This window comes from Streptomyces sp. NPDC051452 (assembly GCF_044454765.1).
Taxonomy (GTDB): Bacteria; Actinomycetota; Actinomycetes; order Streptomycetales; family Streptomycetaceae; genus Streptomyces.
Window position 1 is genome coordinate 78,767 of sequence record NZ_JBITEB010000007.1, and the last position, 13,482, is coordinate 92,248.

At 72.1% G+C, this 13,482-nt stretch carries 12 protein-coding genes; 3 read left to right on the top strand and 9 right to left on the bottom strand.

Annotated features, from left to right (window positions below; all coding sequences use genetic code 11):
• Nucleotides 1–237 precede the first annotated feature (237 nt).
• Nucleotides 238–1,362 carry an ATP-grasp domain-containing protein gene (locus ACIBA9_RS18670; protein WP_399364241.1) on the top strand — a complete coding sequence of 375 codons (1,125 nt, stop codon included), beginning with the start codon at nt 238–240 and terminating at the stop codon, nt 1,360–1,362.
• A 96-nt stretch (nt 1,363–1,458) separates the two neighbouring features.
• Here ACIBA9_RS18670 and ACIBA9_RS18675 read toward each other — a convergent pair whose 3' ends face one another.
• The 4 genes from ACIBA9_RS18675 to ACIBA9_RS18690 form a co-directional block, all read right to left on the bottom strand.
• Nucleotides 1,459–2,796 carry a 6-phospho-beta-glucosidase gene (locus ACIBA9_RS18675; protein ID WP_399364243.1) on the bottom strand — a complete coding sequence of 446 codons (1,338 nt, stop codon included), beginning with the start codon at nt 2,794–2,796 and terminating at the stop codon, nt 1,459–1,461.
• 98 nt (nt 2,797–2,894) lie between these two features.
• Nucleotides 2,895–4,217: a CynX/NimT family MFS transporter gene (locus ACIBA9_RS18680; RefSeq protein ID WP_399364245.1), complete on the bottom strand. Its 1,323-nt coding sequence runs from the start codon at nt 4,215–4,217 to the stop codon at nt 2,895–2,897.
• Nucleotides 4,218–4,306: 89 nt separating this feature from the next.
• Nucleotides 4,307–5,500, bottom strand: coding sequence for a hypothetical protein (locus ACIBA9_RS18685; protein ID WP_399364247.1), 1,194 nt, complete (start codon nt 5,498–5,500; stop codon nt 4,307–4,309).
• 212 nt (nt 5,501–5,712) lie between these two features.
• Nucleotides 5,713–6,405: a M24 family metallopeptidase gene (locus ACIBA9_RS18690; RefSeq protein ID WP_399364249.1), complete on the bottom strand. Its 693-nt coding sequence runs from the start codon at nt 6,403–6,405 to the stop codon at nt 5,713–5,715.
• Nucleotides 6,406–6,654: 249 nt separating this feature from the next.
• On the opposite strand from ACIBA9_RS18690, the gene ACIBA9_RS18695 reads away from it, so the two are divergent.
• Nucleotides 6,655–7,623, top strand: coding sequence for an alpha/beta fold hydrolase (locus ACIBA9_RS18695; RefSeq protein WP_399364251.1), 969 nt, complete (start codon nt 6,655–6,657; stop codon nt 7,621–7,623).
• Nucleotides 7,624–7,655: 32 nt separating this feature from the next.
• Here the strand turns inward: ACIBA9_RS18695 and dhaK are convergent, their stop codons facing one another.
• From dhaK to ACIBA9_RS18720, 5 genes are all read right to left on the bottom strand, one after another.
• The gene (dhaK, locus tag ACIBA9_RS18700) at nt 7,656–8,651 is read right to left on the bottom strand and encodes a dihydroxyacetone kinase subunit DhaK (protein WP_362162643.1); all 996 of its coding nucleotides are present in this window, start codon (nt 8,649–8,651) and stop codon (nt 7,656–7,658) included.
• A 66-nt stretch (nt 8,652–8,717) separates the two neighbouring features.
• Nucleotides 8,718–9,368 carry a dihydroxyacetone kinase subunit DhaL gene (gene dhaL, locus ACIBA9_RS18705; RefSeq protein ID WP_362162641.1) on the bottom strand — a complete coding sequence of 217 codons (651 nt, stop codon included), beginning with the start codon at nt 9,366–9,368 and terminating at the stop codon, nt 8,718–8,720.
• Between the two features lie 22 nt (nt 9,369–9,390).
• Nucleotides 9,391–10,344, bottom strand: a complete 954-nt coding sequence (locus ACIBA9_RS18710) for an HAD-IA family hydrolase (protein ID WP_399364254.1) — start codon at nt 10,342–10,344, stop codon at nt 9,391–9,393.
• Nucleotides 10,345–10,346: 2 nt separating this feature from the next.
• Entirely contained in the window at nt 10,347–11,207 is an 861-nt protein-coding gene (locus ACIBA9_RS18715; RefSeq protein ID WP_399364256.1) for a class II fructose-bisphosphate aldolase, read from the bottom strand.
• A gap of 136 nt (nt 11,208–11,343) precedes the next feature.
• The gene (locus ACIBA9_RS18720) at nt 11,344–11,691 is read right to left on the bottom strand and encodes a nuclear transport factor 2 family protein (protein WP_399364258.1); all 348 of its coding nucleotides are present in this window, start codon (nt 11,689–11,691) and stop codon (nt 11,344–11,346) included.
• A 244-nt stretch (nt 11,692–11,935) separates the two neighbouring features.
• Between ACIBA9_RS18720 and ACIBA9_RS18725 the strand changes: the two genes are divergently transcribed.
• Nucleotides 11,936–13,333, top strand: coding sequence for a glycoside hydrolase family 16 protein (locus ACIBA9_RS18725; protein WP_399364260.1), 1,398 nt, complete (start codon nt 11,936–11,938; stop codon nt 13,331–13,333).
• Nucleotides 13,334–13,482: the final 149 nt, after the last annotated feature.

The window sequence follows — 13,482 nt, forward strand, 5'->3', positions numbered from 1 at the left end:
GGCTCCTGTCCGGATCATGTGCCGGGGTCATGGCCGGATCGCATGCCCTCCCCCGGCCGGTGGCGGCCGGGGAATCCGTAACCCACGCGTTGCATCCGGAGCCTGGGAAAGCCGTATGATCGCGCCAACGCCAGCGCCCTTCACGCCCTTCGCACAGGGCCGTTCGGTGTCCCTTCCTCTCTCCTGCCCGGGCACGGGCCGCGCAGCCCTGCCCGCACACCCCGAACGGCGGACTGCATGCTCTCTCGCGTACGCGTCTGGCTCAACCGCACGTACGCGGAGAACGTGTTCTTCATGGATCAGCTGCGGAGGAATCCCGGTGACCGCGCGGTGGAGATCCACGCCACGCACACCGACCCCGACTCCCCGGTGCTGGCCGGCGCCGACACCGCCGAGCTGGAGCCGGAGGGCCTGTCCCCGGCCGGCTACGTCGAGTACGCCCTCGACCAGTGCGCCCGGCGCGGCATCGATGTCTTCGTGCCCCGGTTGCACCAGGCGGCGATCGTGGCGCAGCGCGCCGAGTTCGCGGCGGTGGGCACCGCGCTGCTGGCGCCGACACCCGAGGCGGTGGCCGTGTTCGAGGACAAGGCGGTCGCGTACGAGGCGGTCGGCTCCGTCGGCGTCCCGGTGCCGCCCTGGTGGCGCGTGCGTACGGCCGACGAACTCGCGGCGGCGGTGGAGGAGTTGGAGTCGGCCGGACACAGCGCCTGTTTCAAGCCGGCCGTCGGCGCCGGCGGAGTCGGCTTCCGGATGATCACACGCGCCCCCTTCTCACTGTCCCAGCTGGCGGGCTTCCCCGGCCCGTACGTCCATCTGGACCTGGTGCTCGAGGCGCTGGCGCGGGCCGGGGAGCCGGTGGACTGGCTGGTGATGCCACGGCTGGAACAGCCCGAGGTGTCCGTCGACTGTCTCACCGGACGGGACAACCGGGTGCGGCTCGCCGTGGGCCGCACGAAGAACGGCCGCCGCCGGGGCTTCACCCTGGACGAGCGGTGGCTGGAGCCCGCGCGGCTGATAGCCGGGGGGTTCGGGCTGCACCACCTGTCCAACATCCAGTTCCGTATGCTCGGCGACCGCCCGGTGCTGCTCGACGTCAACACCCGCCCCGCCGGGGGCCTGCACCAGCTCTCGCTCTGCGGGGTGAACGCCCCCTGGGCGGCGGTGCGGCTGGCGTTGGGCGAGGACCCGGGGTTCATCGAGCCGCCGTTCCTCGGACAGGACTACACCGTGGTCTCGGGGGCGCGCCCGCTCCTGCCCTCGGTGCCGGCTCCGCAACGGGCCGAACCGGCCGGAGTGTTGCTGTCCGCGGTGCCGGCTCCGGTACGTCCGGGCGCGGCGGCCGCCGCGGTGCTGCCGCGGTAGAGACGTGCCCGTGGGGCCTCCGGCCGGGGCGTTACCGCCGGTCTCGGGGCAGGGCGTTCCCGCCGGTCTCGGGGCAGGGGTGACCGCCTGCCTCCGCTACTTCAGGTACCGCAGGCCCGGGTGGACCCCGGCGTAGCCCTCGACCAGTCTGCGGGCCACGTTCACCGAGTCGACCAGGGGATGCAGCGCGAAGGCCTTCACGGCCGTCGTACGGGAGCCGGACTCGGCGGCGGCGAGCACCTCGCGCTCGACCGCCTTGACCGAGCAGACGAGTCCGGTGGCGTGTCCGGGCAGGGGGCCGGCGGCCAGGGGGTGGGCACCGCCCGCGTCGACCAGGCAGGGGACCTCGATGACCGCGTCGGTGTCGAGGACGGACAGCGTGGAGGCGTTGCGGACGTTGAGGATCAGGGTGGTGCGCTCGTCGCGGGCGATGGCCCGCATCAGCGCCAGCGCGACCTTCTCGTAGCCGCCGGAGAGGTCGTCGGCCTCGCGTTCGCCCGCTCCGGCGCTCTCCCGGTTCTCGGCCATGTACGTCGCCTCGCGCTCGGCCCGGGTGCGGTTCCAGGCGTCCAGCGCGCGGACGCCGGGGTCGGCCGCCTCGGCGTAGAACCGGGCCTGCTGGTCGCGCAGGAAGGCGCCGCGGGTCTGCTCCGACTCCTGGTAGGCGCGGACGGTCTCCCGGTTGAAGTAGTAGTAGTGCAGGTACTCGTTGGGGATCGCGCCGAGCGACCGCAGCCAGTCGGTGCCGAAGAGCCTGCCCTCCTCGAACGACCCGAGCAGCTCCGGGTCCGCGAGCAGCCGCGGCAACTGGTCGCGTCCGGCGACGCGCAGGCCGCGTACCCAGCCGAGGTGGTTGAGGCCGACGTAGTCGACGAAGGCCTCGTTCGGGTCGGCGCCCAGCACGCGCGCGATGCGGCGGCCGAGTCCGACCGGTGAGTCGCAGATGCCGATGACGCGGTCGCCGAGGTGGCGGGACATGGCCTCGGTGACCAGGCCGGCCGGGTTGGTGAAGTTGATGACCCAGGCGTCGGGGGCGAGACGGGCCACCCGCCGGGCGATGTCGACGGCGACGGGCACGGTGCGCAGACCGTAGGCGATCCCGCCCGCGCCGACGGTCTCCTGGCCGAGGACGCCCTCGGCGAGGGCCACCCGCTCGTCGTCCGCCCGTCCTTCGAGGCCGCCGACACGGATCGCCGAGAAGACGAAGTCGGCGCCGCGCAGGGCCTCGTCGAGATCGGTGGTGGCGTGCACCGGGGGGGCGTCCGGGACGTCCGCGCCCTGTTCGGCCAGTACCCGGGTCACCGCGCGCAGCCGGCGGTCGTCCAGGTCGTGCAGGACGACCTCGGTGACCCGCCCCTCGGCGTGGTCGCCCAGCAGCGCCCCGTACACCAGCGGCACCCGGAATCCGCCACCGCCCAGAATCGTCAGCTTCACGCCCGCACCTTTCCGAGACCGCCGCCATGACCTGCCCGGCATCCTTCCACCCTCCCGCCGGTGGCCTCCGCCCCGCCCGGCCGGGAGGGGCCCCGGTGTCAGCGGGCGCCCACCAGGCCGGGGCGGGCCGCGGCGAGGCCGACCAGGAGTTCCGGGACGCCGAGCGCGATCAGGAGCAGAAGGGGGGCGTGCCAGGTGCCGGTGAGGGTGTGCAGGACGCCGATGGCCACCGGGCCGCAGCCGGCGAGAAGGTAGCCGCCGGTCTGGGCCATGGCGGACAGGCGTGCGGCGGCGCGCGGGTCGGCCGAGCGCAGACCGAGCAGGGTCATGGCGAGGGGGAAGGCGGCGCCGATGGCGACACCGAGCACGCCCGTCCACGCCCACGCGTACCCGGGGGCGAGGAGAATCCCGCCGAGACCGGCCGCCTTGAGGAGGACCACCGCGGTGACGAGCGGCCGCTGGTCGGCGAGGCGGGCGGCGGCGACGGGGACGGCGAGGCCCAGCGGGATGCCGAGGGTGAGCATGACGGAGGTCATCACGCCCGCCTCGGCCGCGGGGTAGCCCTGGTCGCGCAGGATCTGGGGCGTCCACGCCACCAGGACGTAGAAGACCAGCGAGACGATGCCGAGGAGGGCGGCGACGGCCCAGGCGAGCGGGGAGCGCAGGACGGACGGGGCCTGGGCCGGGGGAACCGGCGCCGGAACGTGCGCGGGAGGGGTGGCCCGGCGAGCGGTGAGGGTGCCGGGCCAGTCGCCTCGGCCGCGCCGGTGGCGGCGGGTGGCGAGAAGGGTCCAGACGGTGGCGGCGGCCAGCGCCGGTACCGCCCAGACGGCGAGGGCCATCCGCCACCCGGCGGCGTGCGTGAGGGGGACGGCGAGCCCCGCGGCGAGCGCGCCGCCGGCCGCCATCAGGGTCATCGCGAGGCCGGTCATGGCGCCGATGCGGTCGGGGAAGTCCCGTTTGACGACGGCGGGCATCAGCACGTTGCCGACGGCGATCCCGGCGCCGGCGAGGACGGTGCCGGTGAACAGCGCGGCCGGGCCGGGGAGGGTACGGGCGAGGGCACCGGCGAGCGTGAGGGTGAGGGCGGCGGCGAGGGCGGCCTCGGTGCCGGTGCGGCGCACCAGCAGGGGCGTGAGGGGAGCGAAGACGCCGAGGCACAGGACCGGCAGGGTGGTGAGCACGCTGACCTGCGTGCCGGTCAGATGGAACGCGCCGCGGAGGGTGTCGAGGACGGGCGGTACGCCGGTGATCGCCGCGCGCAGGTTCAGGGCCAGGAGGACGAGGCCGAGGAGCGTCAGGGCGCCGGCGGGACGATCGGTGCGCGGCGCGGGGCCGGTGCCGGGGCGGATGCGGGTTCGGGTGGGCCGGGTGATGGACGGCAAGGGGTGTTCCCTGGGGTGCGGGTCGGGCGTGGGCATGGGAACGGCTCCCTCCGGGGCGCCGGTCGCGGGGTGTCGGGTTCCGCGTCGGTGTCCGGAGGGAGCCGTGGTGGGACGGGGCCGTGGGGTCAGGCGCTGATCCGGTCGGCCTTGCGGGCCTGGTGCCAGGGGCAGGCGTCCTTGCCGGCGGCAGTGGCGCCGGCGATGCCGGTGTAGGCGGCCGGGTCGGCCGTGCCGTTGGTGCCGAGCTGGTTGAGGATCTCTTCGGAGAGGAGGTCCTGGCGCCCCTTGAGAGCGGTGGCGATCTCGGCGTCGGCGGCGAAGACCATCTCGGCGGCGACGTTGTCCTGCACGATGCGGGCGAGGTTGTCGCGGGCGACGGCGATGGGGTCGCTGAGGATCTCGGCGGTGGGGACGTCGATCAGGTGGGAGTCGACCTTGGCCTGGTTCATGCACCGCTTGATGATGATCGAGGCCTGGTTGAGCACGGACGTCGTCCAGATGGAGAACACGACCACGTAGAGGTCGTTCCACGCGGCGTCGCCGAGCTTGGTGCGCCACTTCTGCAACTGGCCCTCGATACCGCTGATCTGCGCCTGCGAGGCGAACACCATGTTGGTGCGGATCCTCGGGTAGACCCTGCTCGAGAAGACGTCGAAGGACGCGATGTCGAACGCCTGGTCGTGCAGGGTGGCGTCGATGTAGTGGACCGCCTCGTCCAGGATGAACTTGCAGGAGTCCTGGAGGTCCTTGGGGAGGTTCGCGGCGGTCAGCTTGTTGCGTGCCGTGGTGAGCGTCGTCTGGAAGTTGGTGAGCGGCGTGGTCCAGGAGTGGTCGGCCTGCCCCTTGGCGGCGACCATCTCCAGGTCGTGGGCGTCGATCCGGGCCGCGTTGGGGACGTTGGGCACCTTGTTGGCGAGGTACTGGGCGAGGATCGAGTAGATGCCCAGCGGGACGTGGGCGATCGACTTGGCCAGTTCGAAGTATTCGGGGACCGGCTGAACGGTCTCGAGCGTGCCGTTGTGCACGAGGGTGAACTGACCGCCGGTGGCCGTGTTCGTGACGACGATCATCGGGGAGAGCCGCTGGGCCAAGTCGGCCTTGAGCGCGGCGTAGTTGCCGCGCATGTCGGCGTTGACCTTGCGTATCGCGTCGCGCGCGTCCTTCTGGGCGGCGGACGAGGTCGCGGGAGTGCCCGTACCGGTCGTTGTGCCGGTGCCGGTGCCGGTGCCGTCGGCCGCCGCGGCCCGGGGTGCCGCGCCGAGGAGGGTCGCTGCGCTGACGGCGGTGGCACCGGCGAGCACGGTTCTTCGCTTGGTCACGTGGTGTTCCTTCTGTTCCAGGAGGCACAGACCGGTCTGCGCCCTGACACCAAGTGACCGTATTTGTGTGAGAGTTGACGAGGGAACTAGTGGATCACACCGTAGTTTTGGCCTCAGGCTGTGCGATCAACGGCCATTCTCCATGAACGGAAGTTCCGCTTACGTTACCGGCAAACGGAACATTAAGTACCGGTGACCTCCAGGGCTTCTGTTCAGCCGAGGGTGAGCAGCTCCTCGTGGAAGCCGCCGAAGCCCCGTTCGAGGTCGACGAGGTGGATCTCGAGGATCCAGTGGCAGCGGCGGCCGGCCTTGTCGGTGCGACGCAGCGGGGTGTCGTTGGCGGGCAGGATGTACGACTCGGTGTCCGCGCCGTCGATCTTCTCGTGCGGGAACTCGCCGACCAGGTGACCGGCGTGCCAGCCGCCCAGTGTCCAGCCGGCCTCGGCGGCCAGCCGCTCCACCTCCGCGTACAGCCGCTCGCCGGTGATGTCGGGGGTGTCGGTGAAGTAACGCTTGCCGGCGGCAAAGATCCTGGGCAGGTCGTCGCGCAGCCGCAGTTTGACCGGGTCGTCGCCCAGGACGAAGGTCCGGCCGAAGTCGGCCTCGTACTCCTCGAAGATCGGCCCGAAGTCGGCGAACACGATGTCGTCCGCGCCGATCACCCGGTCCGGCGGGTTCTCCCGGCACGGCGCGAGCGTGTTCGGACCGGAGCGCACGATCCGCTTGTGCCAGTGCCGGGTCGTGCCGAACAGCTCGTTGGCGAGGTCCCGGATCCGGTCGCTGACCGCCCGCTCCCCCTCCCCCGGGGCCACCAGCCCCCGCGTCTCGATCGCGGCGAACAGCCGTTCCGCCTTGAGCTGGGCGTCCAACAGGCTCGCGGCACGCGTGGATTCGTCATCTGCCATGGAGGCGAACGTACGGTCGCCCGCCCTGCCCACGCAAACCCGTTCGGCCCGGCGGGGGGCCAGGTTCACGAGCCACGGAGCCGGGCGGACCGGGAGGCCGCGGGAGTGGCCGCGGGCACCGGAGGTGTTCACCGGCCCGCTCGGAGTACGGCCACTGCGCCCACCCGCGCCCGACGCCGTCGAGGCCGCCGGACACGCCAGGCCGCACCTCGGTGCCCGCGCCGAGGTACGACCCGTACGCTCGTGTGCATGGTTGAGCATCGGATGGTCGACACGAACGGGGTACGGCTGCACATCGCGGAGGAGGGCGAGGGCCCCCTGGTGGTGCTTCTGCACGGCTTCCCCGAGTCATGGCACTCCTGGCACCACCAGTTCGCCCCGCTGGCCGCCGCGGGCTTCCGGGTCGTCGCCCCCGACCAGCGGGGATACGGAAGCAGCGACCACCCCGACGACGTCGACGCGTACAGCATCCTCCACCTGGTCGGCGATGTCGTCGGCCTGATCCACGCGCTGGGCGAGGAGAAGGCCTATGTCGTCGGGCACGACTGGGGGGCGCCGGTCGCCTGGCACACCGCCCTGCTGCGACCGGACATGGTGCGGGGTGTGGCCGGCCTGAGCGTGCCGCCTCCCTTCCGGGGCGCGGAGCCCCCGCTGGCCGCCATGGACAAGAGGTTCGGTGGCCGCTTCTACTGGAACTACTTCGCCCGCCCCGGTGTCGCCGACGCCGAGTTCGCCGCGGATCCGCGGACCACGCTGCGCAAGTTCTTCCACTCGGCCTCCGGGGACGCCGCCGTCGGCGCCTCGGGCGCGGTGTCGCAGCCGCTGGTCGACCCCGAGCGGGGCTGGCTGGCGGACATGCCGGACCCCGAGGTGCTGCCGGAGTGGTTCACCGAGGAGGATCTGGACGCGCTCACCGAGAGCTTCTCCCGGGGCTTCACCGGGGCGCTGAACTGGTACCGCAACCTGGACCGCAACTGGGAGCTGACCGCCCCGTGGCAGGGCGCCGTCGTCACGCCGCCCGCCTTGTACATCTACGGCGACCGCGACCTCGTCCCCGCCTTCCCCGGCACGCCCGAACTCATCCAGAAGCTCCCGGCCCTGATGCCCAATCTGTGGCGCGAGCCCATCGAGCTGGCGGGCTGCGGGCACTGGACCCAGCAGGAACGCCCGGCCGAGGTGAACGCGGCGCTCGTCGACTTCCTCACGAACTGCTCCTGAGCCGAGCGCGCGGGTCGGCGCCCGGGGGGGGGTCAGAACACCCGGATCGGGATCTCCGCCGGATCGGTGAGCAGTTCGGAGATCTCGTCGTCCAGCCGGACCAGGGTCACGGAGGCGCCGGCCATGTCGAGCGAGGTGCAGTACTCGCCGACATAGCTGCGCCCGACGTCGATGCCGCGCTCGGCCAGCTGCTTGTGGGCCAGCCCGTAGACCAGGTACAGCTCACCGATCGGTGTGCCGCCGAGGCCGTTGACCATCAGGGCGACGCGGTCACCGGAGGTGAACGGCAGGTCGTCCACGACCGCGGCGACGAGTTCGCGCACCATCGCGTCCGCCGACCGCAGCTGTTCCCGCTTGCGGCCCGGCTCACCGTGGATGCCCACGCCCATCTCCACGGCGTCGTCGGGCAGTTCGAACAGCGGTGAGCCCTTCGCCGGCGGGGTGCAGGCGGTGAGCGCCATGCCCATGGTGCGGGTGACGGAGTTGACCTTCTCCCCGATCCGGTACACCTCGTCCAGGTCGGCGCCGCGTTCGGCGGCAGCGCCGACGGCCTTCATCACGAAGAAGTTGCCGGCCACCCCGCGCCTGCCGACGGTGTACGTCGAGTCCTGTACGGCCACGTCGTCGTCGATGAAGAGGGTCCGGACGCTCACCCCGTCGGCCTGGGACAGCTCCTCGGCCATCTCGAACGCCATCCGGTCCCCGGTGTAGTTGTTGACCAGGAGCAGCACGCCCTTGGGGGAGGTGACCAGTTTGACCGTCTCGTAGACGAAGTCGGCGGGTGGTGCGGCGAACACGTCGCCGGGGCAGGCGGCGTCGAGCATGCCCTTGCCGACGGTCATCACGTGTGCCGGCTCGTGCCCGGAACCGGAGCCCTGCACGATGGAGACCTTGTCCTGGCGCGGGGCGTCGGCGCGCATGATCAGGTTGTACTCGGGCACGTACCTCAGCGTGTCGGGGTTGGCCAGGGCGAGTCCCTCCAGCATTTCCGCGACGTAGTCCTTGGGGTCGTTGACGAACTTCTTCATGAGGTGACTCCTCCTGCTCTGCCGGTCCCGGGGCGGTCCGGGGGCGGCCCGGCGCGGTGACGGCCGTCAGCCGCGCGCCTCCCACTCGGCGGCGACGCGTTCCGCCATGACCGCCACCGCCACCGCGCCCGGATCCGGCGAGCCGATGCTGCGCTCCCCGGTGTAGCTCTGGCGGCCGCGCCTGGCCTGCATCGGGGTCGTCGCGTCGGCGGCGGCCCGGGCGGTCGTGGCGGCCAGGTCGGCCAGCTCGGCGCCACCGGCCGCCTCTTCCCCGTCGGCAAGCCGGCGTTCCAGCGCGTCGGTCATCGGTACCAGCGCGTCCAGCAGCGTCTTGTCGCCGACGTCGGACTTGCCGCGCGCCTTGATGCCCTCCGCGGCGGCCCGCAGCATGGCCACCGCGTCCGCGGCGGTCAGGTCGGACCGGTCCTTCACGGCTGCGGCGGCCCGCAGGAAGGCGGTCCCCCAGAGCGGCCCCGAGGTGCCACCGACCCGCTTGGAGATCACCATCGCGATCTTCTTGAGGAAGTCGGCGGGCGTGTCCGAGGCGAGGTTGTCCCAGTCGGCGAGCACGATCTCGAAACCGCGGGCGAGCGAGTACCCGAAGTCCCCGTCCCCGGCGACCGCGTCGAGGTCGCTGAACGTCCGCTCGTTGTCGACCGCGGTCCGGGCGATGGTCCGGACGACGAAGGCGAGGTCCTCGGGGGGCGTCGATGACATGGCTCTCCTGACTGCCGCGACGTCAGTGCGGCCGGGGATCGGGGCCGCGTGTGCCCTCCGCGGCCGGGTCGGATGCGGCGCCCCCCGAGTCGCGGTCGCCTTGTGGGCGCTGGGCAGCCCCGCCGCGGGCACCCCCGCCGTCCGCATCCGCCGCATCCGCATCGGCTTCGACCCCATCCGATTCGGCCGCGTCGACGGCGTCGGCGGCGAGGAGGGCCGCCAGGTCCGCCGGCACCACATACGGCCCCGGTCGCACACCGAACGGATCGCTCAGCACCCGGGCGATGACCTCCCGGGGTGGCGGATCGCCGAGCGAGGTGACCACCAGGCCCGCCCCGGTGAAGTCCTCCTCACCGGTGTAGGCGCTGGTCGTGATCGCGCAGACCAGTCCGGCGCCGAGCGCGGACAGCATCCCGTTGCGGCTGTCCTCGATCGCGACGGCGTCGGCGGGGTCCACGCCGAGCCGGTCGACGGCGTACGCGTAGATGTCCGGGGCCGGCTTCTTGCGCGGGACCACGTCACCGGCGAAGACGCTGAAGTGGGCGGCCAGTTCGGGGCCCATGGCGAGTTCGAGCACGCTGCGGACGGAGGCCTCCGCGGAGGTGGAGGCGACCGCGAGCACCCAGCCGTCCTCGTGCGCCGCCGCCGCGACCCGCCGCACACCGGGCCGGGGCGGGATGCTGCCGCCGCGGATGATCCCGGTGTAGATCTCGGTCTTGCGGCGGTGCCAGGCGGCGACCCGCTCGGCGAGAGCGTCCGGGTCCGAGGGCAGGCCCGCGGCCGCGATGAAGTCCGGGGTCAGCAGGGTCCGCATCCGTTCCTTGCCGCCGCCGACCTTGATCTTCTGCGCGTACTCCTCGTCGCTCCACCGCACCGGCAGACCGAACTCCTCGAACGTCGCGTTGAACGCGGGCAGATGGCCGTCGCGTTCGGTGTCGGCGAGGACGCCGTCGCAGTCGAAGACGAGCGCGGGCACGGCTAGCCCGCCCGCCCGGCGCTGCCGAAGAGCCTCATCAGCGAACCGGCCAGCTCGACGACGTCCTGGCGGACGGCCCGGAAGAGCGACGGCGGATCCCACTTCTGCCGTTCGGCCGCCGCCCGGAGGAAGTCCAGGTTCGACTTCATGTACGTCTCCTTGAGCGCCGTCGAGATGTTGACCTTCGCGCAGCCCCGGGAGATCAGATCGCGGAACTGCTCCTCCGACAGGCCGCTGCCTCCGTGCAGCGCGATCGGCACCGGGTACTGCGCGACGATGTCGGAGACGCGCTGGGCGTCGAGCACCGGCGCCTGCCGGTACGACCCGTGGGCGTTGCCGATGGCCGGCGCGAAGACGTCGACCCGTGTCGTGCGCAGGAAGTCCAGCGCGACCGCGAGGTCCTGCCGCTCGGCGGCGGTGTCGCTGCCGACCCCGTCCTCCACCCCGGTGATGGACTCGATCTCGCCCTCGACCGCGGCACCGAAGGAACGGGCCTCCGCGACGACCTCGACCGTCTGCCGCTTGTTCTCCTCGACCGGCATCGTGGAGGCGTCGAAGAGCACCGAGTTCCAGCCCCGCCGCAGGCATTCGGTGATGACCTCGCGCTCCGGGCAGTGGTCCAGATGCAGGGTGACCGGCACCTCGATGCCGGCGGTCATCGACGTCCACATGGCATAGAGCACGTCGCTGCCGATGGACCTGACCGTCTTCACCGACGTCTGCACGATCAGTGGTGAGGAGTTCTCCACCGCGGCGGCCAGCACGGCCTCCAGCGTGAGGTCGTTGAACACGTTGATGGCCGGTACGGCGTAACGCTCCTCGAAAGGCTTCGCGAGGATCTCGGTCAGCGGTGTCACACCCACGACGCCTCCACGTCTTCGCCCCCGCCCTTCCATTCCACGCCCGCGGCCCACACGCCGCCACTTGTGACCCGGCCGGCGGCACACGACCCGCGTCGCCACCGCCGCGACCTCGTGTCCCACCCTGACGACCGTGCCCTCACCCGTCGCGGACCGGGCCGCCGAAGAAGACCCGCACCTCCCGGATGAGGCCGTCCCGCACGGTGATCGCCTCGACGTTGCGGTACCGTCCGCCGGTGGTCGGCTCGTACTCGTAGTGGACGAGGACGACCTCCGCGTCCGCGGCGACGAGGTGCAGGATCCGCTGCTCGGTGAACCGGTCGGCGGTGGGGAAGCAGCGCTCGAAGAAGGCCGCCTTGTCGATGTGGTCGTCCTGGGGGCTGGTGAAGGTGAAGTCGTCGGCGTAGAGGGGAAGGGCCGCCGCCCGGTCCTGTGACCGGTAGTGACGAAACGCCGCCTCGACGACGCCGGCCGGAGAGCCGTTCATACGCTGTCCTCGGTCGGAGGGGGCCGTACCCCGTCACGATAGCCAAGATGTCCACGCCGGGGCGCGCGCAGCGGCTTCGGCCGGTGAACTCGTCTGAGCCCAGGGGACTTTGTTCGCTTCAAGGGTTGACGACCCAGGGGCCGGGGAGCACATTGTCCGCACTGTGAGAGCGCTCTCAAAAATCCATGGGAGCGCTTCCACGGCGTTGTGTCCCGCACCCCCTCCGATCCGAAAGGCTCCCCCCATGAGCGCATCCTCCGGTAGGGCCAGACCCCGGCCGCTACGGCGCGCGCTGGTCGCCGTCGCCGCCGCGGTGGGCCTGGCCGCCGCCCTCGCCACGGCCGCCACGGCGCCCGCCGACGCCTCCGCGCCCACGCCTGACTCCGGCTGGACACAGGTCTTCGCCGACGACTTCGACGGCGCCGCCGGCACCGGCGTCAACACCGCCGACTGGCGCTACGACACCGGGACTTCGTATCCGGGAGGCGCCGGCGGCTGGGGTACCGGCGAGGTCGAGACGATGACGTCGAGCACCGACAACGTGGCACTGGACGGCCACGGGAACCTGCTGATCACCCCGCGCCGTGACGCCTCCGGCAACTGGACCTCCGGCCGGATCGAGACCAACCGCACCGACTTCCAGCCCCCCGCCGGCGGCAGACTGCGCGTCCAGGCCCGGATCCAGATGCCCAACGTCACCGGGGACGCGGCCAAGGGCTACTGGCCGGCGTTCTGGATGCTCGGAGCGCCGTTCCGCGGCAACTACTGGAACTGGCCGGGCGTCGGCGAGCTGGACATCATGGAGAACGTCCAGGGCCTGAACACCGACTGGGCCACGATGCACTGCGGCACCAACCCCGGCGGCCCCTGCAACGAGACCTCGGGCATCGGCAACACCACCTCCTGCACCGGCACCACCTGCCAGGCCGGCTTCCACACCTACGCGATGGAGTGGGACCGCTCGACCAGTCCCGAGGAGATCCGCTTCTCCCTCGACGGCGTCGTCTTCCACACCGTGCGGGCGAACCAGGTCGACGCGACCACCTGGGCCGACGCCACGAACCACGGCTACTTCCTCATCCTCAACGTGGCGATGGGCGGCGGCTTCCCGGGTGCGTTCGGCGGCGGCCCGGACAGCGGCACCGAGCCGAACCACCCGATGGCCGTGGACTATGTGCAGGTGCTCCAGTCCTCCGGCGGTGGCGGCACCACTCCCCCGCCCTCCGGTGGCCGCGACGCCTACAGCGCCGTCCAAGCGGAGTCCTACGACGGCCAGTCCGGCGTGATCCCGGAGACCACCACGGACACCGGCGGCGGCCAGGACATCGGCTCGCTGGCGAACGGGGACTGGGCGCTCTACAAGGGCGTCGCCTTCGGCTCCACGCCGGCCACCCAGTTCCACGCGCGGGTGGCGAGCGGCGCGGCGTCCGGGGTGAGCGGCCTGGTCGAGGTACGCCTCGACAGCCGCGGCAACGCCCCGATCGGCAGCTTCGCCCTGGCGAGCACGGGTGGTTGGCAGAGCTGGCGGACGGTCCCGGCCAACATCGGCCCGGTGACCGGCACCCATGACGTGTACCTCACCTTCACCAGCGGCCAGCCGGCCGACTTCGTGAACGTCAACTGGTTCGACTTCGGCCACTGACACGGGCGGCCCCGGCGCCCCCGCCCCGGCGGGGGCGCCGGGCGTCAACGGGTGCGGCCGGTGTGGTGCGCGCCCTGGATCGTGGAGGCGACGCCCAGCCACGACCTTCCCGGGCCTCGTGAAGGCGGGAGGAAGGAACGGACGGCTGC

Excerpts from the sequence above, each read along its gene's own strand:
- ACIBA9_RS18670 (WP_399364241.1), top strand. The coding sequence starts at position 238 with ATGCTCTCTCGCGTACGCGTCTGGCTCAACCGCACGTACGCGGAGAAC.
- ACIBA9_RS18680 (WP_399364245.1), bottom strand. The coding sequence starts at position 4,217 with ATGCCCACGCCCGACCCGCACCCCAGGGAACACCCCTTGCCGTCCATC.
- ACIBA9_RS18690 (WP_399364249.1), bottom strand. The coding sequence starts at position 6,405 with ATGGCAGATGACGAATCCACGCGTGCCGCGAGCCTGTTGGACGCCCAG.
- ACIBA9_RS18695 (WP_399364251.1), top strand. The coding sequence starts at position 6,655 with ATGGTTGAGCATCGGATGGTCGACACGAACGGGGTACGGCTGCACATC.
- dhaK (WP_362162643.1), bottom strand. The coding sequence starts at position 8,651 with ATGAAGAAGTTCGTCAACGACCCCAAGGACTACGTCGCGGAAATGCTG.
- dhaL (WP_362162641.1), bottom strand. The coding sequence starts at position 9,368 with ATGTCATCGACGCCCCCCGAGGACCTCGCCTTCGTCGTCCGGACCATC.
- ACIBA9_RS18720 (WP_399364258.1), bottom strand. The coding sequence starts at position 11,691 with ATGAACGGCTCTCCGGCCGGCGTCGTCGAGGCGGCGTTTCGTCACTAC.
- ACIBA9_RS18725 (WP_399364260.1), top strand. The coding sequence starts at position 11,936 with ATGAGCGCATCCTCCGGTAGGGCCAGACCCCGGCCGCTACGGCGCGCG.